Source organism: Vibrio casei (assembly GCF_002218025.2).
Taxonomy (GTDB): Bacteria; Pseudomonadota; Gammaproteobacteria; order Enterobacterales; family Vibrionaceae; genus Vibrio; species Vibrio casei.
This window is the reverse complement of the sequence record NZ_AP018680.1, coordinates 1,922,852-1,948,834: the sequence shown is the minus strand read 5'-3', so window position 1 is coordinate 1,948,834 and position 25,983 is coordinate 1,922,852. Positions and strand designations below refer to the sequence as shown.

The 25,983-nt window shown below is 40.5% G+C and carries 23 protein-coding genes; 16 read left to right on the top strand and 7 right to left on the bottom strand.

Annotated features, from left to right (window positions below; translation table 11 throughout):
* Window positions 1-10: 10 nt before the first annotated feature.
* The 10 genes from lpxD to VCASEI_RS09120 all read left to right on the top strand — a co-directional run bounded on the left by lpxD (window position 11) and on the right by VCASEI_RS09120 (window position 11,843).
* Entirely contained in the window at window positions 11-1,030 is a 1,020-nt protein-coding gene (lpxD, locus tag VCASEI_RS09165) for a UDP-3-O-(3-hydroxymyristoyl)glucosamine N-acyltransferase (RefSeq protein WP_089111135.1), read from the top strand.
* Between the two features lie 90 nt (window positions 1,031-1,120).
* Complete coding sequence (gene fabZ / locus VCASEI_RS09160) at window positions 1,121-1,579, top strand: 3-hydroxyacyl-ACP dehydratase FabZ (RefSeq protein ID WP_162621041.1); 459 nt, start codon at window positions 1,121-1,123, stop codon at window positions 1,577-1,579.
* 15 nt (window positions 1,580-1,594) lie between these two features.
* The gene (gene lpxA, locus VCASEI_RS09155; protein ID WP_086962696.1) at window positions 1,595-2,383 is read left to right on the top strand and encodes an acyl-ACP--UDP-N-acetylglucosamine O-acyltransferase; all 789 of its coding nucleotides are present in this window, start codon (window positions 1,595-1,597) and stop codon (window positions 2,381-2,383) included.
* 97 nt (window positions 2,384-2,480) lie between these two features.
* Window positions 2,481-3,653 carry a lipid-A-disaccharide synthase gene (lpxB, locus tag VCASEI_RS09150; protein ID WP_089111106.1) on the top strand — a complete coding sequence of 391 codons (1,173 nt, stop codon included), beginning with the start codon at window positions 2,481-2,483 and terminating at the stop codon, window positions 3,651-3,653.
* Entirely contained in the window at window positions 3,650-4,279 is a 630-nt protein-coding gene (rnhB, locus tag VCASEI_RS09145) for a ribonuclease HII (RefSeq protein ID WP_086962692.1), read from the top strand. Before lpxB ends, rnhB begins: the two co-directional genes overlap by 4 nt.
* Before the next feature lie 81 nt (window positions 4,280-4,360).
* Window positions 4,361-7,840 (top strand): DNA polymerase III subunit alpha, encoded by a 3,480-nt coding sequence (gene dnaE / locus VCASEI_RS09140; protein WP_089111107.1) that lies wholly within the window; start codon window positions 4,361-4,363, stop codon window positions 7,838-7,840.
* A gap of 167 nt (window positions 7,841-8,007) precedes the next feature.
* Complete coding sequence (accA, locus tag VCASEI_RS09135) at window positions 8,008-8,967, top strand: acetyl-CoA carboxylase carboxyl transferase subunit alpha (RefSeq protein WP_089111108.1); 960 nt, start codon at window positions 8,008-8,010, stop codon at window positions 8,965-8,967.
* Between the two features lie 121 nt (window positions 8,968-9,088).
* Window positions 9,089-10,459 (top strand): tRNA lysidine(34) synthetase TilS, encoded by a 1,371-nt coding sequence (gene tilS, locus VCASEI_RS09130; RefSeq protein WP_089111109.1) that lies wholly within the window; start codon window positions 9,089-9,091, stop codon window positions 10,457-10,459.
* 92 nt (window positions 10,460-10,551) lie between these two features.
* Entirely contained in the window at window positions 10,552-10,890 is a 339-nt protein-coding gene (gene glnB, locus VCASEI_RS09125; RefSeq protein WP_017025901.1) for a nitrogen regulatory protein P-II, read from the top strand.
* 107 nt (window positions 10,891-10,997) lie between these two features.
* Entirely contained in the window at window positions 10,998-11,843 is an 846-nt protein-coding gene (locus VCASEI_RS09120; protein ID WP_086962685.1) for an endonuclease/exonuclease/phosphatase family protein, read from the top strand.
* A 41-nt stretch (window positions 11,844-11,884) separates the two neighbouring features.
* Here the strand turns inward: VCASEI_RS09120 and VCASEI_RS09115 are convergent, their stop codons facing one another.
* Both VCASEI_RS09115 and gloB read right to left on the bottom strand, forming a co-directional pair.
* Window positions 11,885-13,471, bottom strand: coding sequence for a lytic transglycosylase (locus tag VCASEI_RS09115; protein ID WP_089111110.1), 1,587 nt, complete (start codon window positions 13,469-13,471; stop codon window positions 11,885-11,887).
* Window positions 13,472-13,661: 190 nt separating this feature from the next.
* The gene (gene gloB / locus VCASEI_RS09110; protein ID WP_089111111.1) at window positions 13,662-14,444 is read right to left on the bottom strand and encodes a hydroxyacylglutathione hydrolase; all 783 of its coding nucleotides are present in this window, start codon (window positions 14,442-14,444) and stop codon (window positions 13,662-13,664) included.
* Window positions 14,445-14,482: 38 nt separating this feature from the next.
* On the opposite strand from gloB, the gene VCASEI_RS09105 reads away from it, so the two are divergent.
* A complete protein-coding gene (locus tag VCASEI_RS09105; protein WP_086962679.1) occupies window positions 14,483-15,229 on the top strand; it encodes a methyltransferase domain-containing protein in 747 nt (248 codons plus the stop codon).
* Between the two features lie 32 nt (window positions 15,230-15,261).
* On the opposite strand, the gene rnhA is transcribed toward VCASEI_RS09105, so the two are convergent.
* Window positions 15,262-15,729 carry a ribonuclease HI gene (rnhA, locus tag VCASEI_RS09100; RefSeq protein WP_086962677.1) on the bottom strand — a complete coding sequence of 156 codons (468 nt, stop codon included), beginning with the start codon at window positions 15,727-15,729 and terminating at the stop codon, window positions 15,262-15,264.
* Window positions 15,730-15,787: 58 nt separating this feature from the next.
* Between rnhA and dnaQ the strand changes: the two genes are divergently transcribed.
* Window positions 15,788-16,525: a DNA polymerase III subunit epsilon gene (gene dnaQ / locus VCASEI_RS09095; RefSeq protein WP_086962675.1), complete on the top strand. Its 738-nt coding sequence runs from the start codon at window positions 15,788-15,790 to the stop codon at window positions 16,523-16,525.
* 85 nt (window positions 16,526-16,610) lie between these two features.
* On the opposite strand, the gene fadE is transcribed toward dnaQ, so the two are convergent.
* Entirely contained in the window at window positions 16,611-19,106 is a 2,496-nt protein-coding gene (fadE, locus tag VCASEI_RS09090) for an acyl-CoA dehydrogenase FadE (protein ID WP_089111112.1), read from the bottom strand.
* 352 nt (window positions 19,107-19,458) lie between these two features.
* Between fadE and lpcA the strand changes: the two genes are divergently transcribed.
* Together lpcA and VCASEI_RS09080 are read left to right on the top strand one after the other, a co-directional pair.
* Window positions 19,459-20,037 (top strand): D-sedoheptulose 7-phosphate isomerase, encoded by a 579-nt coding sequence (lpcA, locus tag VCASEI_RS09085; RefSeq protein ID WP_089111113.1) that lies wholly within the window; start codon window positions 19,459-19,461, stop codon window positions 20,035-20,037.
* Window positions 20,038-20,090: 53 nt separating this feature from the next.
* Entirely contained in the window at window positions 20,091-20,912 is an 822-nt protein-coding gene (locus VCASEI_RS09080; protein ID WP_089111114.1) for a class II glutamine amidotransferase, read from the top strand.
* A 154-nt stretch (window positions 20,913-21,066) separates the two neighbouring features.
* On the opposite strand, the gene purN is transcribed toward VCASEI_RS09080, so the two are convergent.
* On the bottom strand, window positions 21,067-21,723 hold the full coding sequence (gene purN, locus VCASEI_RS09075; protein WP_089111115.1) for a phosphoribosylglycinamide formyltransferase: 657 nt from the start codon (window positions 21,721-21,723) through the stop codon (window positions 21,067-21,069).
* A gap of 96 nt (window positions 21,724-21,819) precedes the next feature.
* Complete coding sequence (purM, locus tag VCASEI_RS09070) at window positions 21,820-22,863, bottom strand: phosphoribosylformylglycinamidine cyclo-ligase (RefSeq protein WP_086962663.1); 1,044 nt, start codon at window positions 22,861-22,863, stop codon at window positions 21,820-21,822.
* A 228-nt stretch (window positions 22,864-23,091) separates the two neighbouring features.
* Between purM and upp the strand changes: the two genes are divergently transcribed.
* A complete protein-coding gene (upp, locus tag VCASEI_RS09065; RefSeq protein ID WP_086962661.1) occupies window positions 23,092-23,718 on the top strand; it encodes a uracil phosphoribosyltransferase in 627 nt (208 codons plus the stop codon).
* A 244-nt stretch (window positions 23,719-23,962) separates the two neighbouring features.
* On the top strand, window positions 23,963-25,150 hold the full coding sequence (locus VCASEI_RS09055) for a DUF2066 domain-containing protein (protein WP_089111116.1): 1,188 nt from the start codon (window positions 23,963-23,965) through the stop codon (window positions 25,148-25,150).
* Window positions 25,151-25,254: 104 nt separating this feature from the next.
* Here the strand turns inward: VCASEI_RS09055 and VCASEI_RS09050 are convergent, their stop codons facing one another.
* Window positions 25,255-25,878: a glutathione S-transferase family protein gene (locus VCASEI_RS09050; RefSeq protein ID WP_089111117.1), complete on the bottom strand. Its 624-nt coding sequence runs from the start codon at window positions 25,876-25,878 to the stop codon at window positions 25,255-25,257.
* Between the last annotated feature and the right edge of the window lie 105 nt (window positions 25,879-25,983).

The window sequence follows — 25,983 nt, the reverse complement described above, 5'->3', positions numbered from 1 at the left end:
AAAATTAATGATGCCAAAACTAACCCTTGCTGAGTTAGCAGCAATCACTGGCGGTGAATTACATGGAAACGGTGAGCTTATCGTTTCCAGTATCGCAGCCATGGATAAAGCCGGTGATGAACAAATCACCTTTTTGACTAACGCCAAATACCGTAAGCATTTAGGAGAATGTAAAGCGACAGCTATCTTGATTAAATCAAGTGAGCTAGAGCTTTGTCAGACGAATGCTATAGTCGTTGATGATCCATATCTTGCTTTTGCATTAGTTGCTCAAGCCTTAGATACGACACCAGAACCTGCTAGTTGTATCGAAGCTTCTGCTTATATTGCTTCTGATGCCATCTTAGGTGACGGTGTTTGTATTGGTCACAATGCGGTTATTGAGTCTGGTGTTCAATTAGGTGATAACGTTGTCATCGGGGCTGGATGTTTTATTGGTCAGAATGCCAATATTGGTTCTAATACTAAAATGTGGGCGAATGTGAGTATTTACCACAATGTAGTGATTGGTGATTCTTGTTTAATTCAGTCGAACACTGTTATTGGTGCAGATGGTTTTGGCTATGCGAACAATAAAGGTGAGTGGGTAAAGATACCTCAACTTGGTTCGGTGAATATAGGTAACCGTGTTGAAATAGGGTCTTGTACTACGATTGATCGTGGTGCAATCGAAGATACGGTTATTGAAGATAATGTCATTATCGATAATCATCTTCAAATTGCTCATAATGTCCATATCGGTTATGGCACGGCACTTGCTGGTTGTACCACTGTTGCAGGTAGTGTCAAAATTGGTAAGTACTGTATTATTGGTGGGGCATCAGCCTTAAATGGTCACATTGAAATTGCAGATGGCGTAACCATTACTGGTATGGGAATGGTTATGCGTAGTATTCCTGAAAAAGGGATTTATTCATCGGGCATCCCACTTCAAACCAACAAAGAATGGCGTAAAACAGCCGCTCGAACTCTTAAAATTGATGAAATGCATAAGCGTGTAAAAGCATTAGAAAAAAAAATTGAAGATTAGTCGGTCTGACTTTTATAAAGGCCTGCCCATTGCAGGCCTTTTTCGTTTATAATCAACATTAATGCTATTTTTAAGATTATTCATAGGATAATGATTTTGACTACAGAAAATAAAACATTAAATATTACTGAAATCAAAGAGTTGCTACCTCATCGCTACCCATTTTTATTGATTGATCGTGTTACTGATTATCAAGAAGGCAAATATTTAGTTGGTTTAAAAAATGTTTCTGTTAATGAGCCTCAATTTACGGGTCATTTCCCTCAACTGCCTATTTTTCCTGGCGTTCTTATTCTTGAAGCAATGGCTCAAGCAACAGGGTTGTTGGCATTTAAATCGTTTGGTGCTCCAACAGAAAATGAGTTGTACTACTTCGCGAGTATTGATAATGCTAAATTCCGAAAACCTGTTGTACCGGGTGATCAATTAATTATTGAAGTGGAGTTTTTAAAAGAACGTCGCGGGATCGCTTTGTTTAATGGTGTCGCGAAAGTAGACGGTGAGGTGGTTTGTTCCGCTGAGTTAAAATGCGCTCGTCGCGAATTCTAAAAAATTGAGATGTCTATGATTCATGAAACGGCTCAAATTCATCCAGCAGCAGTGGTTGAAGAGGGTGCAAAAATTGGCGCCAATGTTATTGTTGGTCCGTTTACCTATATTACTTCAACGGTTGAAATCGGTGAAGGGACAGAGATCATGTCACACGTTGTGATTAAAGGTCATACAGTGATAGGTAAAGATAACCGTATTTTTCCACAAGCAGTTATTGGCGAAGAGAACCAAGATAAGAAATATGGTGGTGAGATTACTAAGGTTATTATTGGTGATCGTAATGTCATCCGCGAAAGTGTCCAAATCCATCGTGGAACCACCCAAGATAAAGCAGAAACAGTCGTAGGTAACGATAATTTACTTTGTGTCAATGCACATATCGCCCATGATGTGATAGTCGGTAACTATACTCATATTGGAAATAACTCTATTCTTGGTGGGCATGTGACCGTTGGTGATTATGCTGGAGTAATGGCTTTGTCAGCGATTCATCCATTTTGTACTGTTGGTGCTTATGCTTATGTAGGTGGTTGTTCTGCAGTTGTACAAGATATTCCCGCTTATGTTTTGGCTCAAGGCAATCATGCTTCTCCATTTGGTTTAAATCTTGTTGGTTTGAAGCGCAATGGGTTTGAGAAGCCAGAGATTCGCGCTTTACAAAAAGCATACAAAGAAATATATCGTTCAGGTAAAACACTTGAAGAAGTGAAGCCTATCTTGAAAGAGATGGAAAAAGAGTGGCCATCGGTTGCTCGTTTCTCTGAGATGCTAGAGAATACTGAACGCGGTATTATCCGTTAATAGAATTCATTTTATGTGATAGAAAGGCCTAAATTGCTTAGGCCTTTTTTGTTGAAATCTGTTTAATACAAGTTTAGGCATAGGCCAAAGGTGTGGTATGACTCGTCCATTAAGAATTGGTGTTATAGCTGGTGAATTATCTGGTGATACGCTAGGTGCAGGTTTGATTAAAGCCATAAAAGATCTTCATCCAGATGCTGAATTTGTTGGGATCGGTGGTCCGCAAATGATAGCTGAAGGGTGCCAGTCATTATTCGAAATGGAAGAACTTTCGGTCATGGGATTGGTTGAAGTACTCGGTCGCTTACCTCGTTTACTTAAAGTAAAAAAGACGATTGTTGAGCACTTTAAGCAAAATCCACCAGATGTCTTCATTGGTATAGATGCACCTGACTTTAACTTACGTGTCGAGTTAGATTTAAAACGGGCGAGCATCAAAACCGTCCATTATGTCAGCCCATCGGTTTGGGCTTGGCGTCAAAACCGTATTCATGGTATTGCAGAAGCGACCAATTTGGTGCTTGCGTTCCTACCCTTTGAAAAAGCCTTCTACGATAAGTTCAATGTACCTTGTGAATTTATTGGGCACACTCTTGCAGATACCATTCCACTTGAAACTGACAAGGTGAGTGCTCGTGAAACGTTAGGTTTAGAGCAAAGAAAAACATGGCTTGCCGTATTACCAGGAAGCCGTGGGTCTGAATTGAAAATGTTATGTGAGCCATTTATTCAAACTTGTCAAAAATTATCTAAGAATCATCCTGAGCTTGGTTTTGTTGTTGCTGTTGTAAATCAAAAGCGTCGTGAGCAATTTGAAGCGGCATGGCATTTTATCGCACCGGAACTTCATTTTGAATTAATTGATGGTACAGCGCGAACGGTAATGGAAGCGTCTGATATTGTGATGCTAGCATCCGGTACCGTTGCGTTAGAGTGTATGTTGGTCAATCGTCCTATGGTTGTCGGGTATCGTGTTAATGCATTAACCGCTTTTATTGCAAGACGTATGTTGAAAACACCTTACGTGTCGTTACCTAATATTCTAGCCGATAAAGAATTGGTAAAAGAATATTTGCAAGAAAACTGTACGCCAGAAAATTTAACACAAGAAATAGAGCGCTTAATGACAGATGAAGGAAAAGATATGCAGGCATCTTTTCATGACATGCATCAATGGATACGTAAAGATGCTGACGCGCAAGCCGCGAAGGCTGTATTGCGTTTAATTGATCCTACATTGATTTTACACGATGATGAGAATGATAAATGAGCGTGATATTCCCCGATTTTGAATACCCACAAGGCTACCAGATTTTCGCTGGTGTGGATGAAGTAGGGCGGGGGCCTTTACTGGGTGCGGTGGTGACCGCGGCGGTTATTTTGGATCCGAATAACCCGATTAACGGGCTCAATGATTCAAAAAAATTATCAGAAAAAAAACGTTTAGCCTTATTACCTGAAATTAAAGAAAAAGCATTAGCTTGGTCTTTGGGGCGTTGCGAGGCTTCTGAAATTGATGATCTGAATATCCTTCAAGCGACAATGGTCGCGATGCAAAGAGCGGTGGCGGGGTTGTCGATAGCACCTGAATTTGTCTTAATTGATGGCAATCGTGTCCCAACACTTCCTGTGCCAAGTTTAGCCGTTGTCAAAGGCGATTTACGCGTGGCCGAGATTAGCGCGGCTTCTATTATCGCTAAAGTGGCTCGTGATGAAGAGATGAAGCAATTAGATAGTCAATATCCAGAGTTTGGTTTTGCTCGCCATAATGGGTATCCAACGAAAGTGCATCTAGAAGCGATTGAGTTATACGGAATTCGTCAATATCCTGAATTGCTTGCTCAATACCGAAAAAGTTATAAACCCGTGAAAAAAGTACTTGGCATAACAGAATAAGGAGCAAAAATATTAAAATGATTGTTGCGTCCTCACTTCGCCCTTACACTTTCATCAATAATGGTTAAAAACAGTAAATCTATGTCCGATCCTAAGTTTGTACATCTTCGCGTTCACAGTGATTATTCCATGGTAGATGGTCTATCAAAAGTGCCACCGTTGGTGAAAAAGGTGGCCGAATATGGCATGCCTGCAATGGCCTTAACTGACTTTACAAACCTATGTGGTTTAGTGAAATTTTACAGTACGGCACATGGATGTGGGATTAAGCCAATTATCGGCGCTGATTTCACGCTTCAATCATCTGAGTTTGGTGATGAGCTTACGAAGATAACGGTTTTAGCGAAAAATAATGCTGGCTATAAAAATCTAACGTTGTTGATTTCAGAAGCTTATCAACGAGGGCATGTACAGCATCAACCCGTTATTGATAAAGAGTGGCTCGTCAATCATAAAGATGGATTAATTATTCTCTCTGGTGGACGAGTTGGGGAAGTTGGGCGCGCTTTACTTAAAGGTAATCAACCCTTACTTGAACGCTGCGTTGATTTCTATCAAGAGCATTTTCCTGATCATTTCTATCTTGAATTGACTCGTACTGGGCGTGCCGACGAAGAAAGCTATTTGCATTTTGCTCTGGATGTTGCCGAGCAATACGATTTACCTGTTGTGGCGACTAATGAAGTGGTGTTCTTAACGCCAGATCAGTTCGATGCGCATGAGATACGTGTTGCTATTCATGATGGCTATACGCTTGAAGATCCTAGGCGTCCTAAAAACTACAGTTCACAACAATACTTACGCACTGAAGATGAAATGTGCGAATTATTTAAAGACATTCCTGAAGCTCTGCAAAACAGCGTGGAAATAGCGAAACGCTGTAATGTGACGGTTCGATTGGGTGAATACTTTTTGCCTAACTTTCCCACTGAAGGTCTCGCGATAGAAGACTTTTTAGTTAAAAAATCTCGTGAGGGCCTTGAGGAGCGACTTGAGTTTTTATTTTCTGATGAAAAAGTACGTTTAGAACGTAGACCTGAATACGATGAGCGTTTGCAGGTTGAACTTGATGTTATTAACCAGATGGGGTTTCCCGGTTATTTTTTGATCGTAATGGAATTTATCCAATGGTCGAAAGATAATGATATTCCTGTTGGTCCCGGTCGTGGTTCAGGTGCAGGCTCATTAGTGGCTTATGCATTAAAAATTACCGATCTTGATCCGCTAGAATACGATTTACTGTTTGAACGTTTCTTAAACCCAGAACGTGTTTCGATGCCTGACTTTGATATCGATTTTTGTATGGATAAGCGTGACCGAGTGATTGATCACGTTGCTGAAATGTATGGTCGTGATGCAGTGTCACAGATCATTACTTTTGGCACCATGGCGGCGAAAGCTGTGATTCGTGATGTGGGTCGTGTGTTAGGGCATCCGTACGGTTTTGTTGATCGTATTTCAAAAATGGTGCCCCCGGATCCGGGGATGACTCTCGCTAAGGCATTTGAAGCAGAGCCACAATTACCTGAAATTTATGCTGCCGATGAAGACGTTAAAGAACTTATCGACATGTGCCGTATTTTAGAAGGGTGTACTCGAAATGCAGGTAAACATGCCGGTGGTGTGGTTATCTCACCCACGACCATTACTGACTTTGCGCCCATTTATTGTGATGCAGATGGTAATTTTCCCGTAACACAATTTGATAAAAATGACGTAGAAACGGCAGGTTTAGTTAAGTTTGACTTCTTAGGGCTTCGTACCTTAACCATCATCGATTGGGCCTTGGGGTTAATTAATCCTAAACTTGAAAAGGAAGGGAAGGAACCGGTTCGAATTGAATCGATACCTTTGGCTGATCCCGCTTCATTTAGGCTACTACAAAATTCTGAAACGACCGCGGTGTTCCAACTTGAATCACGTGGTATGAAAGATTTGATCAAACGTCTACAACCAGATTGTTTTGAAGATATTATCGCTTTGGTTGCCTTGTTCCGCCCAGGGCCTCTTCAATCGGGCATGGTAGATAACTTTATTGACCGAAAACATGGTCGAGAGGAAGTGTCTTATCCTGATTCAACCTGGCAACATGAGTCTTTAAAAGAAACGTTAGAGCCGACTTATGGCATTATTTTGTATCAAGAACAAGTAATGCAAATTGCCCAAATTCTTGCTGGCTATACCCTTGGTGGCGCCGATATGCTTCGCCGTGCCATGGGTAAGAAAAAACCAGAGGAAATGGCTAAACAGCGTTCAATATTTAAATCGGGCGCTGAAAGTATTGGTGTTGATGGTGAACTATCGATGAAGATCTTTGACTTGGTGGAGAAATTCGCAGGTTATGGATTCAACAAGTCACACTCAGCGGCTTACGCACTCGTTTCATATCAAACCCTTTGGTTAAAAACACATTTTCCAGCTGAATTCATGGCTGCGGTGATGACCGCTGATATGGACAACACGGAAAAAGTGGTTGGCCTGGTAGATGAATGTTTACGCATGAACCTCAAGGTTTTGCCACCGGACGTTAATTCAGGTCTATATCGTTTCAATGTAGATGAAGATGGCGCTATTGTTTATGGCATCGGTGCCATAAAAGGTGTCGGTGAAGCTCCGATTGAAAATATTATTGCTTGTCGTGAGCAAGGTGGTCATTTCAAAGATTTATTTGATTTTTGTGCGCGTGTGGATTTAAAGAAATGCAATAAACGCGTCACTGAAAAATTGATTCAAGCAGGAGCGTTAGATCGTTTAGGGCCACACCGCGCAGCAATGATGGCTTCTTTAGATGAAGCGGTGAAGGCGGCGGGACAATTTCACCAAGCTGAATCTTTTGGCCAGTCAGATATGTTTGGCGTGTTAACTGAAGCACCTGAAGAAGTCGAGCAAGCGTATGCTCAAGTACCAAAATGGCCAGAAAAAGTATGGCTTGAAGGCGAGCGAGCAACATTAGGTCTATATTTAACTGGTCACCCTATTAATGCTTATTTAAAAGAATTAGCTAAGTATACTCAGTGTCGATTGAATGATTTACAACCTACTCGTCGCGATCAATCTATGACGGTGGCGGGGTTGGTGATTGCTTCACGTGTGATGACCACCAAACGTGGAACACGAATAGGTTTAATGACACTCGACGATCGTTCTGGTCGTGTTGAGGTAATGTTGTTCTCAGATGCCTTAGAAAGGTATGCTGAATTGCTAGAACAAGATAAAATAGTGGTCGTTTCTGGACAGGTCAGCTTTGATGACTTCAATGGTGGGCTTAAAATGTCCGCTCGTGAGGTCATGAGCTTAGCGGATGCGCGTGAAAAATATGCCCAAGGGTTATCAATTTCGCTTGATGAATCCCAAATGGATGGTAAGTTTTTTGAAAAGTTTACTCGTATTTTAGAGCCATATCGCGCAGGAACAGTACCTGTAAATATTTACTATCAACGCCAAAATGCTCGAGCAAAACTCTCATTAGGGGTTGAATGGCGTGTTACGCCAGAAGACGATTTGATCGACGAATTGAAACTTCTTATTGGTTCTAAGCAAGTAGAACTCGAATTTAACTAAATAACAGGGCATTATTAGTACATTGTTATTCAAATTATGAATTGGTTGCTTCGGTTTGCAATTTCGCTTTGAATATTTTCAGTGACGCCCTGTATGATTTTTATCGCCGTTTTCGGTTCAATGCCTTAAAGTGATAAAAAAATTAAAATGATATAAAGGATCCATTGATGAGCCTAGATTTTCTTGAATTTGAAAAACCCATTGTTGAACTAGAAGCTAAAATTGAAGCTTTACGCGAAGTGTCACGCCATGGTGGCGACACTTCTGTTGATTTGGGTAAAGAGATCAGCCAATTAGAAGCAAAAAGTTTAGAACTGAAGAAAAAAATCTTTGGTGATTTAGGTGCATGGCAAGTTGCCCAACTGGCTCGTCATCCAAAGCGTCCTCATACGTTAGATTATATTGAACATGCTTTTACGGAGTTTGATGAGTTAGCGGGTGATCGTGCTTACGCTGACGATAAAGCAATTGTCGGTGGCCTTGCACGTTTAGATGGGCGTCCTGTGATGATTATTGGTCATGAAAAAGGCCGTGAAACTAAAGAAAAAGTACGCCGTAACTTTGGTATGCCTCGCCCAGAAGGTTACCGTAAAGCATTACGTTTAATGGAAATGGCTGAGCGATTTAATATCCCTGTTATTACTTTCATTGATACGGCTGGTGCTTATCCTGGTGTTGGTGCAGAAGAGCGCGGACAGTCAGAAGCGATTGCACGCAATCTTAAAGTGATGTCAGGTTTGAAAGTTCCAGTGATTTGTAACGTTGTTGGTGAAGGCGGTTCTGGTGGTGCGTTGGCTATCGGTATTGGCGATTATGTCAATATGCTTCAGTATTCAACCTACTCAGTTATTTCTCCTGAAGGGTGTGCGTCTATTTTATGGCGTGATTCAGATAAAGCCCCTCAAGCGGCAGAAGCGATGGGGCTAGTGGCACCTCGTTTAAAAGAGCTAGGTTTAATTGACTCTATCATTGAAGAGCCATTAGGTGGTGCTCATCGTGATTATCTAAGTACGGCTGCTAGTATGAAAGCAACTTTGATTGCTCAGCTTGAAGAGTTAGAGAGCTTAGATCACGATAACTTGCTTGAGCGTCGTTATCAGCGCCTAATGAGCTATGGTTACTGTTAAGCTATTTTTATGTCAAGTTATACCTAAATAGATAAAACTTGATGTACAAGATAAAGCGGGCTTAAGCTCGCTTTTTTATTTTCTTCAAATGTGTTTTCTACAAAAATAAGATAGGAAAAACATGCTTTATCCATTTTTCTCTCAGCAATTAAATCAATATGCCTCTGTTGGTACACGGTTTGTCTTGGCATTGAGTGGCGGGCTGGATTCTCGTGTGTTATTACATTTGTTAGGGAGGTTTAAGCAACATTATCCTCAGTTTTCCTACCAAGCGGTTCATATACACCATGGCTTGAGCTTTCATGCTGATGAATGGTTAGCGTCTTGCCAAGCGTGGTCTCAGGAAGAAAAAATAGATTTTTTTTATGAACAAGTGGATGTGATACAAGGCCCTAGAATTAGCCTTGAGCAAGCTGCGCGAGATGCTCGTTATCAAGCGCTTGATAATTACATGGATAGCGATACCATTTTGCTTTCTGGACAGCATGCAACGGATCAACTAGAGACTTTTTTATTAGCGCTAAAACGTGGTAGTGGTCCTAAAGGATTATCTGCTATGGCCGAATTTACCGCTTTTTCAGATGGTCATATGATGCGCCCATTACTGAGTGTGTCTAGGGATGAAATAGAAAACTATGCCGTCCACAATCACTTGCAATGGATTGAAGATGAAAGCAATGAAGATACACGCTTTGACCGGAACTTCATTCGTCATCAAATTACACCGGTATTAAAACAGCGCTGGCCTCACATTGAAAAAACGATTTCTCGCAGTGCTGCACTTTGCGCAGAACAAGAATTACTACTCCATGAGCTCCTTAATGAGCGTTACAGTGGCATGATTGGAAATGACGGGGCTTTATCGATTAAAGCATTAAATACTCAATCAAGGGCTGCTAGGGCCGCTTTAATTCGTATGTGGTTAGATGATCAAGGCCAGTTAATGCCTAGTGCTAAACAGGTTGAGCATATTTGGCAAGATATTGCATTGGCGAAAACCAATGCAGCCCCTGTGTTTCAATATGGAAAAACGCAAATAGGCCGTTTAGATCAGCAACTTTACGTTTTTAATAAAACGAAAGATCTTTCTTCAATACACTTAACTTGGGATAAGCGTCATCCTCTCGATCTACCCGACGGCTTAGGTCAGCTTATTTTGCGACCTATAACCAAGGATTCAGTGTTACCTTCTGAGTTTTTATCGGCAAAAAGTATACAAACGTTGGCATTGCCGGATGAGCTTACTTCGATTTCCGTTGTTTTTCGGGCTTCTGGTATCCATGCTCATCCAGAAGAGCGTACTCACGGTCGACCGCTAAAGAAATTATTGCAAGATTCCAATGTTCCGGTTTGGCTGCGGCATAGAATTCCATTCTTAATTGAAGGGAATGAGCTTATCTCAGCGGTGGGCCTTTGGATTGGAAAACCTTATTCTGGTTGTACATATCAATTGATTTGGGTGGATAAGACTTCACGGGACATAGGTATGTAATATAAAAATTGAAGCTGAGAACTGCCCACTTTTCTCAATGTGAGTTGAAGGGTATACTCAGAAGAATTTCAGTGTTTTAGGGATAAGAACCAATGAAAAAAATAGAAGCAATTATTAAACCATTTAAACTCGATGATGTACGAGAAGCGTTAGCTGAAGTTGGCATTACTGGCATGACCGTTTCAGAAGTGAAAGGTTTTGGTCGTCAAAAAGGTCATACAGAGCTTTACCGTGGTGCGGAGTATATGGTCGATTTTCTTCCTAAAGTGAAGTTAGAAATCGTTGTATCAGACGATGTGTTAGACGCCTGTATTGATTGTATTATGCAAACGGCGCAAACAGGGAAAATTGGTGATGGTAAAATATTTGTTAGTGAAGTTGAGCGTGTTATTCGTATTCGTACGGGTGAAGAAGACGACGAAGCAGTATAAATACTATCTGTAGAAAAGGAGGCTAAGGCTTCCTTTTTTATTGTGTGAAGCTTTTTATTATGTAAAGAAAGTGGGCTTTCAAATCTGCACTTATTTTAGGGATAACGATGAAAATAAAGCATTACTCCTTTTTGTTACTTGTGCTTATTGCAATCTTAACCACCAGTTATTTCAGTGTGTTTACGATTCCTCAAAAGCCTGAAATTATCTCAATAGAGCAATCGGATATTCAAAATGATTGGTATTGTCACCAATCGACATCTCAACCTGAATTTCTTGATGACAATGGTCAGTTGAATCTTGTGGTATGGAATATTCATAAACAGGGTGATGAAGGGTGGCAATCATCATTAGAATCTTATGGTAAAAAAACGCAACTATTGATGTTACAAGAAGTCAGCTTGACGCCTAATTTTAAACAATGGTTGAAGACTCAGTCGTGGGTTGCTAACCATGTTAATGCATTTAAGATACTTGGCGAAAGTTCTGGTGTGTTGAACCTTTCGAGTGCTTTGCCTAATCGAGCTTGTGCTTATACCGCGGTTGAACCTTGGATTTTACTACCAAAATCTGCCTTATATGCTCGCTATCGATTATCTAATGGCTCTGATTTAGTGACGGTAAATTTACATGCTATTAATTTTACGTTAGGAACAGAAGACTTTCAGAATCAAATTGAGCAATTAGAAAATGCAGTAAAAAAACATAAAGGTCCGCTCATCATTGCTGGTGATTTTAATACGTGGAGCGAGAGTCGCTGGCAAGAAGTTCGTAGAAGAATGTCGGCGTTATTGATGAACGAAGTGAGATTTAAACCGGATAACCGACGTCGGTTTATTAATGATCTTGCTTTTGATCATGTATTTTATCGAAATTTAAATTTGGTAGAAGCAAGTTCGCCAGTAACTACAGCATCCGATCATACCCCAATGATTGCCATGTTCACATTGTAAAGCTTCTGAGGTTAGTCAGAGGTTATTTTCCTTATCAGGGTCTATGCTTGATCAACTCTTGTTACATCAACATACAGTTTGAGCTTTTGTCCCGGCTTTAAGTAATCTTTATGGTTTAAATCGTTCCATGCTAATACATCAGTTGTTTTGACTTTAAATTTCTGAGCGATAGCGCCTACCGTATCACCCGAGCGAACGTTGTAGTAAACAGTTCGGATGACAGTACCACTTTTGCTTCCTTGCCAAATAACGAGCTTTTGGCCTATTCTCAATGAATCTTTTGGCGCCATACCATTCCAGCGACTTAAAGCATCAATAGATACTTGGTTGCTTTTGGCAATGCTCCAAAAACTATCACCACTTTTTACCGTATAATTTGTTTTGATTTTACCACGAGAAATAGACTGAGTTTTCGCTAAACGATTTTCAGCGCTTAATGTGTAACTCTGATTGTTTCGTGTTGATTTTGGCACCATCAAATATTGCCCAATACGGATGTTGCTGTTTGTCATGCCATTGGCTTTTTTAATTACTTTAGAAGTTGTTTGATTGTGTTGTGCGATAACGCTTAAGGTATCTCCTGATTTCACTTTATAGCGAATAAGCCGGATCCCTTTACCTCTATTTTTAGCTGCTTGTTGCTCAAATTGTTCAGCGTTATCGATTGGAATTAAGAAACTGTGTGGTCCAGTTGGAGAGGTAGCCCATTGATTGAAACCAGGGTTATAACTTTGCAGTTCTTTGACTGAAATCCCCGCGTATTGAGCTGCAATGGCGAGATCGAGTTGCTCTTTTGGATCCACTAAAGTTAAGACCGGTTTGTTTGCAATTTCTGGTAATTGGATACCATAAGCTTTTTGGTTTGCTAAAATGTCAGCAAGAGCAAGCAGTTTTGGTACATAAGCTCGGGTCTCTTTAGGTAAATTTAGTGAGAAAAAATCGGTTGGCTTTCCCGCTTTTTTATTTTGTCTAATGGCGCTAGAAACTCGACCACCACCACTGTTATAGGCTGCAATCGCATTTTCCCAGTCACCATTAAAACGGTTACCTAAGTAAGTCATATAATCGAGAGCGGCATCGGTTGAGGCGTTGACATCGCGACGCCCGTCATACCAATAGTTTCTTTCAAGACCAAAGCGATCGGCGGTAATTGGAACAAACTGCCACAGTCCTGCTGCACTACCATAAGAATAAGCAAATGGATCAAAAGCGCTTTCAACTACAGGAAGTAAAGCTAATTCAAGAGGGAGATTACGTTCTTCAATACGAGTTGTAATCATATATAAGAAAGGGGCTGCGCGTTTTGAAACAGTTTGTAAGTGCTCAGGATGTTTTAAATACCAATCACGATAATAATCGACGCTTGGGTCATCGGGAACTTCAAGCTTAAATTGCATAGCAATACGAAGCCATAAGTTTTCTTGTTGCTGTGGTGTTAACTCTACCAATGGAGGTTTTACAGCGGATTTTGGCTTTTTAGAGGTCGTCGATTGAGCCTTAACGACAGTCGATGATTCTGATACAGTTTGGGCGGTTTCCGAGCCATTGGTTTTGTTGTTAGTTGATGTCGGTATAGTTTGGCAGCCCACTAAGAGTAGCGCTAAAACCCAAATGTATTTTGAACTCATTTATGCAACCTTTTAAAAAACAGCTGCGAATAATACTTGTGAAATAGAAGGACTGGCAAGCAAGAAATAGTCTAAAACCTCAAATAGATCTTAAAAAAGTAAGGTTTTTAAGGAGGTTTTAGAAAATTTCATGAACAATTTGATTGTTTTAACGTCATTTTTTTTGCTCAAAGCAAATCGTAACAAATCGTTAGAATTCATTTTTCCATTCGCGTAATGCCGTGAAAACAGACAATTCAGATAGCTCATCGGTACGAGTGGAAACGGCTTTCATGACGCTTGGCTCTTGGCAACGCAAGAATGGATTGATCCATTTCTCTTGGCGTAGAGTGGTTGGAATCGTCGGTTTTTCTTGTGCTCTAAGGCGATTGACCTCATCACGGTACTCGTGTAATAACGCATTTTCTGGTTCGACTGCTAAGGCGAAAGATAAGTTTGCGGAGGTGTATTCATGGGCACAGTAAACTTGAGTCTCTTGAGGTAATGAAGCAAGTTTTTGTAATGAATTAAACATTTGCTCATAAGTGCCTTCAAATACCCGGCCGCAACCAGCAGAAAACAACACATCACCACAGAATAGTTTACCATCACCAACGTAGGCAATATGTCCGTTAGTATGGCCTGGGACATCAATCACAAGAAAGGCTTCACCAAATATTTCAATGCGATCTCCACCTTCAACTGATTGACTGAGCATCATAACTGGATCGTTGCTTGGACCAATCACTTTCGTCTTAGGATAATGACGCAGTAATTCAGCCACTCCTCCGACATGATCGGCATGATGGTGAGTGATGAGTATCGTCTCTAATTCGAGTTTATCTTGTTGCAGTTGGGCCAAGACTGGCGCAGCTTCACCTGGGTCAACTAATACGCAATGTTGAGTATTATTTTGAATCAGCCAGATGTAATTATCATTAAATGCAGGTATGCTTTTTACCGTTAATCCTGAAGTATTTTTGTCAGTTAACATTATGGATCTCCAATCCGACTGCGAGAGATATTAAAGCTATGAAGCCAGCTCGAATTCAAAAAACATTTGTTCAACCCCATTCTTGGCAGCAATTGAAAAATGGTCAATGGGTTTTTGAATCTATTCAAACTCGCCTTGATGAGTGGTGTCCCAAATTATTCGGTTACCACATGCTGAAACTAGGTGGCTTAAGTTGTGAGTTAGTGACACATAATTGCAATATTAAACATCAAGTAAATGTCGATACGCTTAATCCACTTCATACGGTTATTGCTGATGCGTATGATTTACCATTTCTCGAGAAAAGTATTGATACTGCGTTGGTGTGTCATCAGCTCGACTATTGTAGCGATCCTCATCGCTTGTTGCGAGAAGTAGATAGAATAATTATTGATGATGGTTACATGATATTGACGGGCTTTAACCCTATTAGCTTGATCGGTCTCTCGAGTTTGATGCCTTGGCGGAAAAATTATTTACCGTGGAGTGGCAGAATGTTTACACCTTATCGTATTAAAGATTGGCTCGGATTACTGAATTATGAAGTCGTACATTGTGAAAGTTATGCGTTATTTCCTGTACAAAAAGGAAAAGCGATTATGATTTGGCTTGAACATAGTTTAGGGGGATGTGCATCGATGTTTGGCAGTGCGTATTTTATTGTGGCTAAAAAGCGCACTTACCCTTTACGTCCAATTAAACCTCATTGGAAAGTGAAACAGCGTGGTTTGTCGACAGCCAATGTTGGTTTTAATAAGCAAACCTCTGAAAAACCAACAAGGTAAATGTTTAGCTGGGTGAGTGTTTAGTTGAAAGTCTATTGGCCTTCAAACCCTTCATCATCGCGGGTAGGAGACTCTGCTGCCGCGCGAGCTAAATCATCACATATTTCATTTTCGCGATGACCGGCATGGCCTTTGACCCATTTCCATTCGACTTGGTGGCGAGCGGTTTCTGCATCGAGTTGTTTCCATAAATCGACATTTTTAACCGGCTTTTTGGCTGATGTTTGCCAGTTTTTCTTTTTCCATCCGTGAATCCATTGCGTAATGCCTTGGCGAACATATTGGCTGTCTGTGGTCAGTACGACTTGGCAAGGTTCGGTTAAGGCTTTTAAAGCAACTACTGCCGCCATCATTTCCATTCTATTGTTAGTAGTGAGGTTAAAACCTTCAGATAAATACTTTTCTTTGCCTTTATAGCGAAGCACAATACCGTAACCACCAGGTCCAGGATTGCCTAAGCAGGAACCGTCGGTGAAAATCTCAACTTGTTTTGCTGTCATTTGGTACTATTACCTTAATTCTTTACTAACATCCCAGTAGTCTGACATAGAGTTTATTATGAATACCACTAATTCTTCTCATGATCGCATCATTGTACTCGATACTGAAACCACCGGTATGAACCGTGAAGGTGGTCCTGTGTATATGGGGCACCGAATTATTGAAATTGGTGCGGTGGAAATTATAGATCGTAAACTTACGGGAAAACATTTCCATGTTTATATTAAGCCTGATCGTGAAATTGATCCTGAAGCGATCGCGGTTCACGGTATTACTGATGAGTTTCTTGTTGATAAGCCGGAATACAAGAAAATTCATCAAGAGTTTTTAGCGTTTATTCAAGGTGCTGAGCTGGTGGCTCACAACGCATCGTTTGATGTTGGTTTCATGGATTATGAATTTAAACTGGCCTCTCAAAGCGTAAAAACATCGGAAATCTGCAAAATTACCGATACTTTAGCGATGGCTAAGAAAATCTTCCCAGGCAAACGAAATAACCTTGATATCTTATGTGATCGTTATGGTATCGATAACTCTCACCGGACTTTACATGGTGCATTGCTGGATGCTGAAATTCTAGCGGATGTGTATTTGTTAATGACTGGTGGGCAGACGGCAATGCAATTTAATGCCGGGCAAGCTAAGGATGGAGAAACAGGAGAGACCATTAAGCGTGTTCAAGGGCGAAAAGTTTTAAAAGTATTAAAAGCTAGTAATGATGAGTTACAAAAGCATGAAGAGAGATTAGATGTCTTCGCTGAAAAAGGCACATGCCTGTGGCGTTGTGATGACTAATTTAGCATAGACTTACTTAAATTAGAGAGAACCCCCCAACCCTATTATGGTGTTGGGGGCTTGTTTGTGAGGGCGGGTTTACTGTCTAAGCAACTTTACTCACCTTGTTGTCTGATTTTTTTACAATGAGTTCACTTGGATCAAAGTCATCTACATTGATTGTTTCTAAGCGATAGAATTCAGCATCGCGTAAAATAGTGGCTTCATCTTCATTTATCCATCCTTTTTCTAATCCAATGTCAGCGATTTTATCCAGTTGTACGAATGGACGGCGGTTTTCTAATTTTTTACAAATATCGTTAAAAATTGGTTCAGCTTTTAATATGGTTTCTAGTGCAAGCTCAATTTTTCCTACAGGGTTATGCTCCGTTGGCGCTAAGTATTGATTGCGACCGATACGAGAACGTGTTGCGGATGGAGTTTGCAGGATTTGTGCTAATTCATTATCTAACTTGTCACTTGGTGCTTTACGCACAGTACCAAATGGCAACATTAGAATACGAAGTAGGCGAGCGACACCACGAGCAGGGAAGTTTTGTAATAAGTCATCAATAGCGGCTTCTGCTTGACGTAAGCTATCTTGAAGCCCCCAATGCACTAATGGTAAGTCGGCTTCTTGGTAACCTTCTAATTCAAAACGTTTCAGGGTGGCTGAACTCAAATAGAGTTGGCTTAGAACGTCGCCAAGGCGAGCAGATAATCGTTCTTTTCGTTTTAATGATCCACCGAGTACCGCCATCGAAACATCGGATAATAAGGCAATATTAGCACTGTAGCGGTTAATTTTTTGGTAGTAACCTTTGATTTGATCATGAACAATGCCATTGAAGTTTGGGTCGTTTGGTACCGCATAGTCTGAACCTCGACCATCGGTAATACCTAACCATAAACTACGAATAGCATTACTCATACTAAATCCAATATGGCCAAAGACGGCAGAATCAAAACGCGAGAGAGCATTTTTCTCGGTAGAATGAGCGGCATCCATTTCTTCAAGGACGAATGGATGGCAACGAATGGCCCCTTGGCCATAGATGATCATAGAGCGAGTTAATATATTGGCACCTTCCACGGTAATGGCAATCGGTGAGCCTTGATAACCACGCGCTAGAAAGTTAGCGGGCCCCATACAAACACCTTTACCACCGGCGATATCCATCGCATCGATCAAACAACGCTGCCCTCGGTGGGTACAGTGGTATTTGACAATCGCTGAAATAACCGATGGTTTTTCACCTAAGTCGATTCCTGCAACCGTTAATTGGCTAGCCGCATCCATCACGTAAGCATTACCTGCGATACGAGCAAGAGGTTCTTCAATACCTTCCATATGACCAATCGGTTGTTTAAATTGGCGACGAATTCGAGCATAAGCCCCTGTTGCTAAAGCGGCAGATTTTGTTCCGCCGGTTGAGTTTGAAGGCAAAGTGATACCACGACCAACAGAAAGGCACTCCACTAACATACGCCAGCCTTGACCAGCCATGCTTGGTCCTCCGATGATGTAATCCAAAGGAACAAAGATATTTTCCCCTTGAGTTGGCCCGTTCTGGAATGGGATGTTAAGAGGGAAGTGACGGCGACCAATTTTTACACCTTTGGTGTTTGTTGGGATTAAGGCGCAAGTAATTCCGATGTCTTTGTTATCATCACCGTTTTCTTTTTTGAGGCCTAAAAGTCCGTCAGGATCTTGTAATTTAAAGGCTAAACCGAGAACCGTTGCAATTGGAGCAAGTGTGATATAACGCTTATTCCAGGTCAAGCGCATGCCTAGTACTTCTTTGCCTTCCCACTGCCCTTTACAAACAATACCAAAATCTGGGATTGCGCCAGCATCGGATCCAGCTTCTGGACTGGTTAAAGCAAAACATGGAATTTCTTTGCCTTCAGCTAGTCGTGGTAAATAGTGATCTTGTTGTTCTTTGGTGCCGTAATGTTGTAGTAACTCTCCTGGGCCTAAAGAGTTAGGAACACCAACCGTTGATGATAAAACACTGGATACTCCAGTTAATTTTTGTAGAACGATAGATTGTGCATAAGCTGAAAATTCTAGGCCGCCATATTTTTTCTTAATGATCATCGCAAAGAATTTATGATCTTTTAGGTATTCCCAGATTTCAGGAGGCAAATCGGCCAATTCGTGGGTGATTTCAAAATCATTAGCCATTGCGCAGACTTCATTCACTGGGCCATCAATAAAGGCTTGTTCTTCTGCGCTGAGTGTTGGAGCTTTAATATCGGATAGTTTTTTCCAATCCGGCTTACCTTTAAATAGTTCGGCTTCCCACCAAACGGTTCCTGCGTCGATCGCTTCTTTTTCTGTTTTAGACATCTCTGGTAGGATTTTTCTAAATACCTTTAGAGCAGGTTGACTGAAGAGTGGACGGCGGATAGCGGGAATCGCGATCAGTGCCAATAGGATGATAAATACCCCGAATACGATGGGAGAAAATCCACCTAATACAGTTGATACGAGCATAACAATAGCCATGGCGCTAAGCGTTACGGTTTGTGTACGGCGGTGATATAAGCAGAAACTGAGTACAAAAAACGTAATAATCAGCGTAAGTAAGGTGGTCATCTTTGTCTTCCTTATAATGATGAGTGATAAGATTAACTTTTATGACTGGCTTGCTATAACGACTGTCTATTACAACAATGGTTTATAGCAAAAATAAAAAGTGGTCGTACCAGATAAATTCATTGTAATGGGCTTGTTGTGGAAATGTAAAACATCAATATGGTTAAAAAGTGATCTCAAGCATGAAATTGACTATTTGTTTGATTATTTCTTCTTAAGAATAGTTAGTTTGTCCTTAATTAAAGGAAAGAATTCCATGCAGGGGAAAATTTTACATCGAATTGGTCGACAGGCTTTTAGCTTTATAGGTACACTCATTGGTTGATAATACTCAAAATAAAGGTAATTCCCTATGTATCAAGATTTAATTCGAAGTGAATTGACTGAAGCTGCTCAAGTATTAAATGATTTTTTAAGTGATGATAAGAATCTTCAAGATATTGAATCAGCAGCCAAAATGATTGCAGACTCTTTTAAGCAAGGCGGTAAAGTTTTATCTTGCGGTAATGGTGGCTCTCATTGTGATGCTATGCATTTTGCTGAAGAGCTCACAGGCCGATACCGTGAGAATCGTCCGGGATACCCTGGGATTGCCATTTCAGATCCGAGTCATTTGTCTTGTGTGAGTAATGACTTTGGTTATGAGTATGTATTTTCTCGTTATCTAGAAGCTGTTGGCAGTAAAGGTGACGTATTATTTGGCCTGTCCACTTCTGGTAATTCAGGTAACATTTTAAAAGCCATGGAAGCTGCCAAATCAAAAGGTATGAAGACCATTGCCCTCACGGGTAAAGATGGTGGGAAAATGGCGGGCATTGCCGATGTTGAAATTCGTGTTCCTCATTTTGGTTATGCTGATCGTATTCAAGAGATTCACATTAAAATTATTCATATTGTGATTCAATTAATTGAAAAAGAAATGGAAGATTAATCTTTTAGTTCTTTAAGTTACCGTTCTTGATGTGTGGTTATGAGGAAGTTTGAATGTGTGAGCTGCTCGGTATGAGTGCGAATGTTCCAACGGATATTTGCTTCAGTTTTACCGGTTTAATTCAACGAGGTGGAAAAACGGGTCCGCATCGTGATGGCTGGGGAATCACCTTTTATGAAGGGAAAGGATGCCGTAATTTCAAAGATCCTAAACCGAGTTGTCATTCTAAAATTGCTGAGCTAGTTCAAAGCTACCCCATTAAAAGTTGTGCAGTGATTAGCCATATAAGGCAAGCTAACCGTGGGGAAGTGAATCTTGAAAATACACATCCTTTTACCCGGGAATTATGGGGTAAGAACTGGACGTTTGCCCACAATGGACAATTGAGTGACTATCAAGGTTTGGATACAGGGCGACACCGACCTATTGGCGAAACGGATAGCGAACTTGCTTTTTGTTGGATTTTAAATCAGTTAGAAGCGCGTTACCCAGAGCCTCCGCATGCCCGTCAAATACAAGATGTTTTTCAATATATTGCGCAATGTAGTGATGAGCTAAAGACACTTGGCGTCTTTAATATGCTGCTGAGTGACGGTGAATACGTCATGATGTATTGCACCAACAATTTACACTGGATTACTCGTCGAGCGCCGTTTGGCAAAGCATCATTAATTGATGAAGAGGTAACGATTGATTTTCAAGAGGAAACGACGCCTAATGATGTGGTCTCTGTCATCGCAACTCAGCCACTTACAGATAATGAACGTTGGCATAAAATGAAACCAAGTGAATATGGTGTTTTTCAATTTGGGGAGCTGATTTTAGATAACAGTTTATCCTTAATGGATGAGCCGTTTGCAGAAAAAACACAATAAGATGGTGAGTCATCCTCGCTCAGAATGATGTGGCTGGAGTCATGGTAACTCGATATTGACGGTCTTTAATGACTTGAAAAAATAAACGCTCGATCAGGTTATGATCGAGCGTTTTTGCTTAAAAGTGAGTTTGAATCTTTATTAAATCGAACTTTTAATCTTCAGCATACCCGTGGAGACCCAACAACTTCCCGTCTAAATAGGCCAGTTGGTTTTTCATTTCTAACCGACCGTCAATAAACCATTGAGTGACAATTGGGTAAATACTGTGTTCTTGTACTAAGATGCGTTCAGCTAAGCTGGCGGCATCATCGTCTTCAAATACTGGTACTTTGGCTTGCAAAATTACGGGGCCACCATCGAGCTCTTCAGTCACAAAGTGCACGCTAGTGCCATGTTCATTATCACCTACATCAATCGCGCGTTGATGCGTATGTAAGCCTGTATATTTAGGTAATAATGAAGGGTGTATATTTAACATCCTACCTGAATAGTGGGTCACAAATGAAGGGCTAAGAATTCTCATATAACCAGCAAGAATGACTAAGTCTGGTTGGTATTTATCGATTTGTTTCATTAAGTGGGAGTCAAAGGCTTCACGATCGGGCTTACCTTGCGGATTTAAAAACATATGAGCCGAGATCGAATGGGCATTAATATTGTGGCTTCTTGCTCGTTCAAGGCCATAAGCATCCGCTTTATTGGAAAAAACAGCGGTAATTTTTGCGTTAATATGTTTTGTTTCACAAGCATCGATAATAGCTTGTAAATTACTGCCGCTACCTGAAACAAGTACAACAATATTTTTCATAATAAAAACCTTGAACCAATTAAAATGAGCAGATAAAACTAGGCCCCTAGTTAATGATTCTAGAGGCCAAATTGCAAGGGAATTGTGATATTAAGATTAATCGTTGATAACGACTTGCTCTTCACCTGCTTCTGCGCTTGCGATTGAGCCGATAACCCAAGCATTTTCGCCTTCTGCGTTCAGTAACTCAACAGCTGCCTGGGCTTGATTTTGTGGTAGTGCTACAATTAGACCAACACCACAGTTGAAGGTACGATACATTTCGTAAGTCTCAACGTTACCTTTTTGCTGTAACCAAGAGAAAATGGCTGGCCATTCCCAGCTTTTACCGTTGATAACGGCTTTTGTACCTTCAGGCAATACTCGAGGGATATTTTCCCAGAAACCACCACCTGTGATGTGTGAGATAGCATGGATATCGTGTGTCGCAATCATTTTCAGTGCTGATTTGATGTAAATTTTTGTTGGTTCTATTAAGTGCTCACCAATCGTACGGCCATTTAAATCTTCTTGTAGGTCAGCTTTCGAAACTTCAAGAATTTTACGAACCAAAGAATAACCATTTGAGTGAGGGCCACTAGAACCGACAGCAATTAGTGCATCACCTGCGGCTACTTTAGTACCGTCGATAACATCTGCTTTTTCAACAACGCCAACACAAAAGCCAGCGACATCATAGTCTTCGCCTTCATACATACCTGGCATTTCAGCAGTTTCACCACCGATTAGCGCACAACCTGCTTGAATACAACCTTCACCAATTCCAGTGACTACTTCAGCAGCCGTATCCACATCAAGCTTGCCAGTTGCGTAGTAATCTAGGAAGAACAGTGGTTCTGCGCCTTGTACGATTAAGTCGTTAACACACATTGCGACCAAGTCGATACCAATGGTGTCATGTTTTTTCATATCCAACGCAAGACGTAATTTAGTACCAACACCATCGGTTCCAGAAACGAGAAGAGGTTGTTTGTATTTGGTTGGCAGTTCGCATAAAGCACCAAAACCACCGATGCCACCCATTACTTCTGGGCGGCGAGTGCGTTTAACAACACCCTTAATTTTATCGACTAACGCATTACCTGCATCAATATCAACACCAGCGTCTTTGTAGCTTAGAGATGAATTGTTACCACTCACGGGGAAATCCTCGTTTTTAATTAGGTTGCCTTTGAAATAGATTCAAGATGAAAAACGGCCTTATTCTAACAGGGGATGGAATGAAAAGGAAAACGTTTGCGTCAGTTTTTTAGTCATTTTTGTAAGCGATTCAGAACACGGATAAATTAGATGATATCCATCAATACATTTTGGGCAAGTTTGCGTATAATTAGCATGTTTGTAAAAAAATATAGCACGGAGCTAGACATGAAAGTCGTAGAAGTAATGCACCCACTAGTAAAACACAAGCTTGGTTTGATGCGCGAAAGTGATATTAGTACTAAGCGTTTTCGTGAGTTAGCCACTGAAGTGGGTAGCTTGTTAACCTATGAAGCGACATCTGATTTTGAAACAGAAAAAGTGACCATTAAAGGTTGGAATGGCCCTGTAGAAGTGGACCAAATTAAGGGTAAGAAAGTGACTGTGGTTCCAATCCTTCGTGCGGGATTAGGAATGATGGATGGTGTATTAGAACATATGCCTAGCGCTCGAATTTCTGTAGTGGGTGTTTATCGTGATGAAGAAACGTTAGAACCAATCCCATACTTCAATAAACTCACTACAAAAATTGATGAACGTATTGCTCTTGTTGTTGATCCAATGTTAGCAACGGGTGGCTCAATGATAGCAACAATAGATTTATTAAAAGAAAAAGGTTGCCAACAAATTAAGGTTTTAGTTTTAGTGGCCGCGCCAGAAGGCATTGAAGCATTAGAAAAAGCGCATCCTGATATTGAGCTTTATACCGCGGCGATTGATGAAAAATTAGATGATAAAGGCTATATTATTCCTGGTTTAGGTGATGCTGGCGATAAAATATTTGGCACACAATAATTTTTATTATCGTTGGAATTATTTCGTAGAAAGCGACTCTCATTATAGGGTCGCTTTTTTATGGTTATCGTTTTATCACCACAGTGAAGGCTTCCATGTCGTAAGTTTGCCAAATGGTGTAGAATTCACCTACTTTGATTACTTCTTTTTTGAGTGGTCTCTTTTTATTGGTGATTTATTTTTATTGATATTGGTTGTGTGGCAAATAGCCGAGCAATGATGTCCTTTTCAAAACAGGTTTGTTATGCGTTATACCTTTGTTCCTATTTTATGCTTATTCTCTATACTTTCCTTTGGCGTGTCAGCAAAGACTAAAGTCGATATTTTTCATACAGAAGTGCCTATGACGGAAGAGAAAAATGCGCGTTCTATTGCTTGGGGGCAAGGGCTTGAGCAAGTATTGATTAAGGCGTCTGGTAATGAAAATATCGCATCAAACGGTGTGATAAAAAAAGCGTTAAATCATGGTTCAAATTATTTAGCTCAGTTTAAGTATGGGACACTAAATGATGAAGCAAGCATGGTGATGGATTTTAATTCAGCGCAGGTTATGTCGCTGTTATCTCAAGCAGATGTTATTTATTGGCCTACCGAGCGAGAAAACATCTTAGTATGGTTGGTGGATGATAGTGGCTCTGAGAGGCTAGTCGGTTGGGAGCAGTCGGATCTTGAATCTATTAATGATTTACAAAATGCTTCAAATTACTTTGGCCTGCCTATCACATTACCTTTAGGGGATATGGACGATCTTACCAATATTTCCACGACAGACTTATGGGGGAATTTTGCTGAACCTTTATCGAAAGCCAGTCAACGTTACCCTTCTGATGCGGTATTAGTGGTAAAGGTTTCACATGAAGCTTCACAAGCTCAGGTTGATTGGCAACTTTATGATCTTGCTCCTGAAAAAATTTCAAGTAACAAAACCGCGCCTTTAAATGGTTCTGAATCAGGAAATACTTCAGACGCTATCAGGGACTCTATCGCTAAAGTGAGTGCCTATTATGCACAGAAAAACAAAGCATCTGCTAATCAACAAGCTGATGATTCACTGCAAGCAAATTTTTCTGGTATTTATAATGTAACTGATTTTTTTACTCTGGAGCGTTTGTTAAAAAGTTTGAATAGTGTTGCTTCTGTCCAAGTCCGTAGCATACAGGGCTCACAGGTTAATTTTACCATTGAGTTATTTACTACTGTGGCTGATTTTGAAAAAGAAGCGGCTAAAAAGCGCAATCTAACTCAAACAGAAGCGCCTAAGTTTAACAATATTCAAACTATGCCGACCGAGGAAGAAAGCTTACAGACGGGTGATATCCAACAAAGTGGTCAAGAAATAAAGAGTGGTGATCAACTAGAGGTAGAGCACAACTCTAAACCTCAAGAAGATATAGCTAATAATGAAAATAGTCTCTGGTTTGATGTGAAGTGAAAATTTTCTAGGAAATAAATCAATTTTCAGCCATTCAGACATAACAGAAGGGAGCGTAAATCGCTCCCTTCTGTTATCTAGTATTCTGTATTTCATTATTTAGTTTATGAGTGGTCGTATTCTTTTTCAAGTTGTTGCGCTTTTTGAGCGGCTGGACGTTGGTGTAGAGCTGCTAAGTATTTTTGTAATGCAGGGTAATCACCAAGCTGATCTAATTTATAAGACATTTCGACAATGAAGGATAACAAAATATCTGCAGCCGTAAATTGTTCCCCAACCAACCAAGTGCTTTTACTTAGATGATCGTTAAGGTAGCCCAAAATTAAGTGTAACTCTTTTAAGCTATAGCCAGCTAAGAATGCAGGATTACTGCCATCTTTTAACACGAAATAATGCAGTAATAATGGCAGAGCTGCTGAACTTTCAGCAAAGTGTAGCCACTGTAAATAATGAGCATATTCAGGTGTATTTTTTGCAGGTACTAGTAAATTAGCCGCGTACTTCTCCGCTAAATATTCTGTAATTGCACCTGATTCAGCCAGTACTAATTCATCTTCTTGAATGACAGGAGATTTACCCAATGGGTGAATCGCTTTTAATTCTGCTGGTGCAAGGTTTGTTTTGCTATCACGTTGGTAAGCTTTAATTTCATACGGGACATTTAACTCTTCCAATAGCCAAATAATGCGCTTAGAGCGAGATTGGTTTAAGTGATGTAATGTGATCATTGGGTATCCTTGTCAAATGTGGAGTCATGAGTTTGATGAAGAATAAAGTGGGGGGCTCTCTTATAGCTTGGGGGATGTGTTGGCAGTAGATAACACATTAACCAT

What these genes read in the sequence shown, in the direction of transcription:
- gloB (WP_089111111.1), bottom strand. Translation starts at nt 14,444, where the DNA reads ATGTTAACTGACAAAAATACTTCAGGATTAACGGTAAAAAGCATACCT.
- lpxB (WP_089111106.1), top strand. Translation starts at nt 2,481, where the DNA reads ATGACTCGTCCATTAAGAATTGGTGTTATAGCTGGTGAATTATCTGGT.
- tilS (WP_089111109.1), top strand. Translation starts at nt 9,089, where the DNA reads ATGCTTTATCCATTTTTCTCTCAGCAATTAAATCAATATGCCTCTGTT.
- glnB (WP_017025901.1), top strand. Translation starts at nt 10,552, where the DNA reads ATGAAAAAAATAGAAGCAATTATTAAACCATTTAAACTCGATGATGTA.
- dnaQ (WP_086962675.1), top strand. Translation starts at nt 15,788, where the DNA reads ATGAATACCACTAATTCTTCTCATGATCGCATCATTGTACTCGATACT.
- upp (WP_086962661.1), top strand. Translation starts at nt 23,092, where the DNA reads ATGAAAGTCGTAGAAGTAATGCACCCACTAGTAAAACACAAGCTTGGT.
- fadE (WP_089111112.1), bottom strand. Translation starts at nt 19,106, where the DNA reads ATGACCACCTTACTTACGCTGATTATTACGTTTTTTGTACTCAGTTTC.
- VCASEI_RS09050 (WP_089111117.1), bottom strand. Translation starts at nt 25,878, where the DNA reads ATGATCACATTACATCACTTAAACCAATCTCGCTCTAAGCGCATTATT.
- accA (WP_089111108.1), top strand. Translation starts at nt 8,008, where the DNA reads ATGAGCCTAGATTTTCTTGAATTTGAAAAACCCATTGTTGAACTAGAA.
- VCASEI_RS09115 (WP_089111110.1), bottom strand. Translation starts at nt 13,471, where the DNA reads ATGAGTTCAAAATACATTTGGGTTTTAGCGCTACTCTTAGTGGGCTGC.
- VCASEI_RS09055 (WP_089111116.1), top strand. Translation starts at nt 23,963, where the DNA reads ATGCGTTATACCTTTGTTCCTATTTTATGCTTATTCTCTATACTTTCC.
- lpxA (WP_086962696.1), top strand. Translation starts at nt 1,595, where the DNA reads ATGATTCATGAAACGGCTCAAATTCATCCAGCAGCAGTGGTTGAAGAG.
- VCASEI_RS09105 (WP_086962679.1), top strand. Translation starts at nt 14,483, where the DNA reads ATGAAGCCAGCTCGAATTCAAAAAACATTTGTTCAACCCCATTCTTGG.
- lpxD (WP_089111135.1), top strand. Translation starts at nt 11, where the DNA reads ATGCCAAAACTAACCCTTGCTGAGTTAGCAGCAATCACTGGCGGTGAA.
- VCASEI_RS09080 (WP_089111114.1), top strand. Translation starts at nt 20,091, where the DNA reads ATGTGTGAGCTGCTCGGTATGAGTGCGAATGTTCCAACGGATATTTGC.
- purN (WP_089111115.1), bottom strand. Translation starts at nt 21,723, where the DNA reads ATGAAAAATATTGTTGTACTTGTTTCAGGTAGCGGCAGTAATTTACAA.
- rnhB (WP_086962692.1), top strand. Translation starts at nt 3,650, where the DNA reads ATGAGCGTGATATTCCCCGATTTTGAATACCCACAAGGCTACCAGATT.
- rnhA (WP_086962677.1), bottom strand. Translation starts at nt 15,729, where the DNA reads ATGACAGCAAAACAAGTTGAGATTTTCACCGACGGTTCCTGCTTAGGC.
- lpcA (WP_089111113.1), top strand. Translation starts at nt 19,459, where the DNA reads ATGTATCAAGATTTAATTCGAAGTGAATTGACTGAAGCTGCTCAAGTA.
- VCASEI_RS09120 (WP_086962685.1), top strand. Translation starts at nt 10,998, where the DNA reads ATGAAAATAAAGCATTACTCCTTTTTGTTACTTGTGCTTATTGCAATC.
- fabZ (WP_162621041.1), top strand. Translation starts at nt 1,121, where the DNA reads ATGATTTTGACTACAGAAAATAAAACATTAAATATTACTGAAATCAAA.
- dnaE (WP_089111107.1), top strand. Translation starts at nt 4,361, where the DNA reads ATGTCCGATCCTAAGTTTGTACATCTTCGCGTTCACAGTGATTATTCC.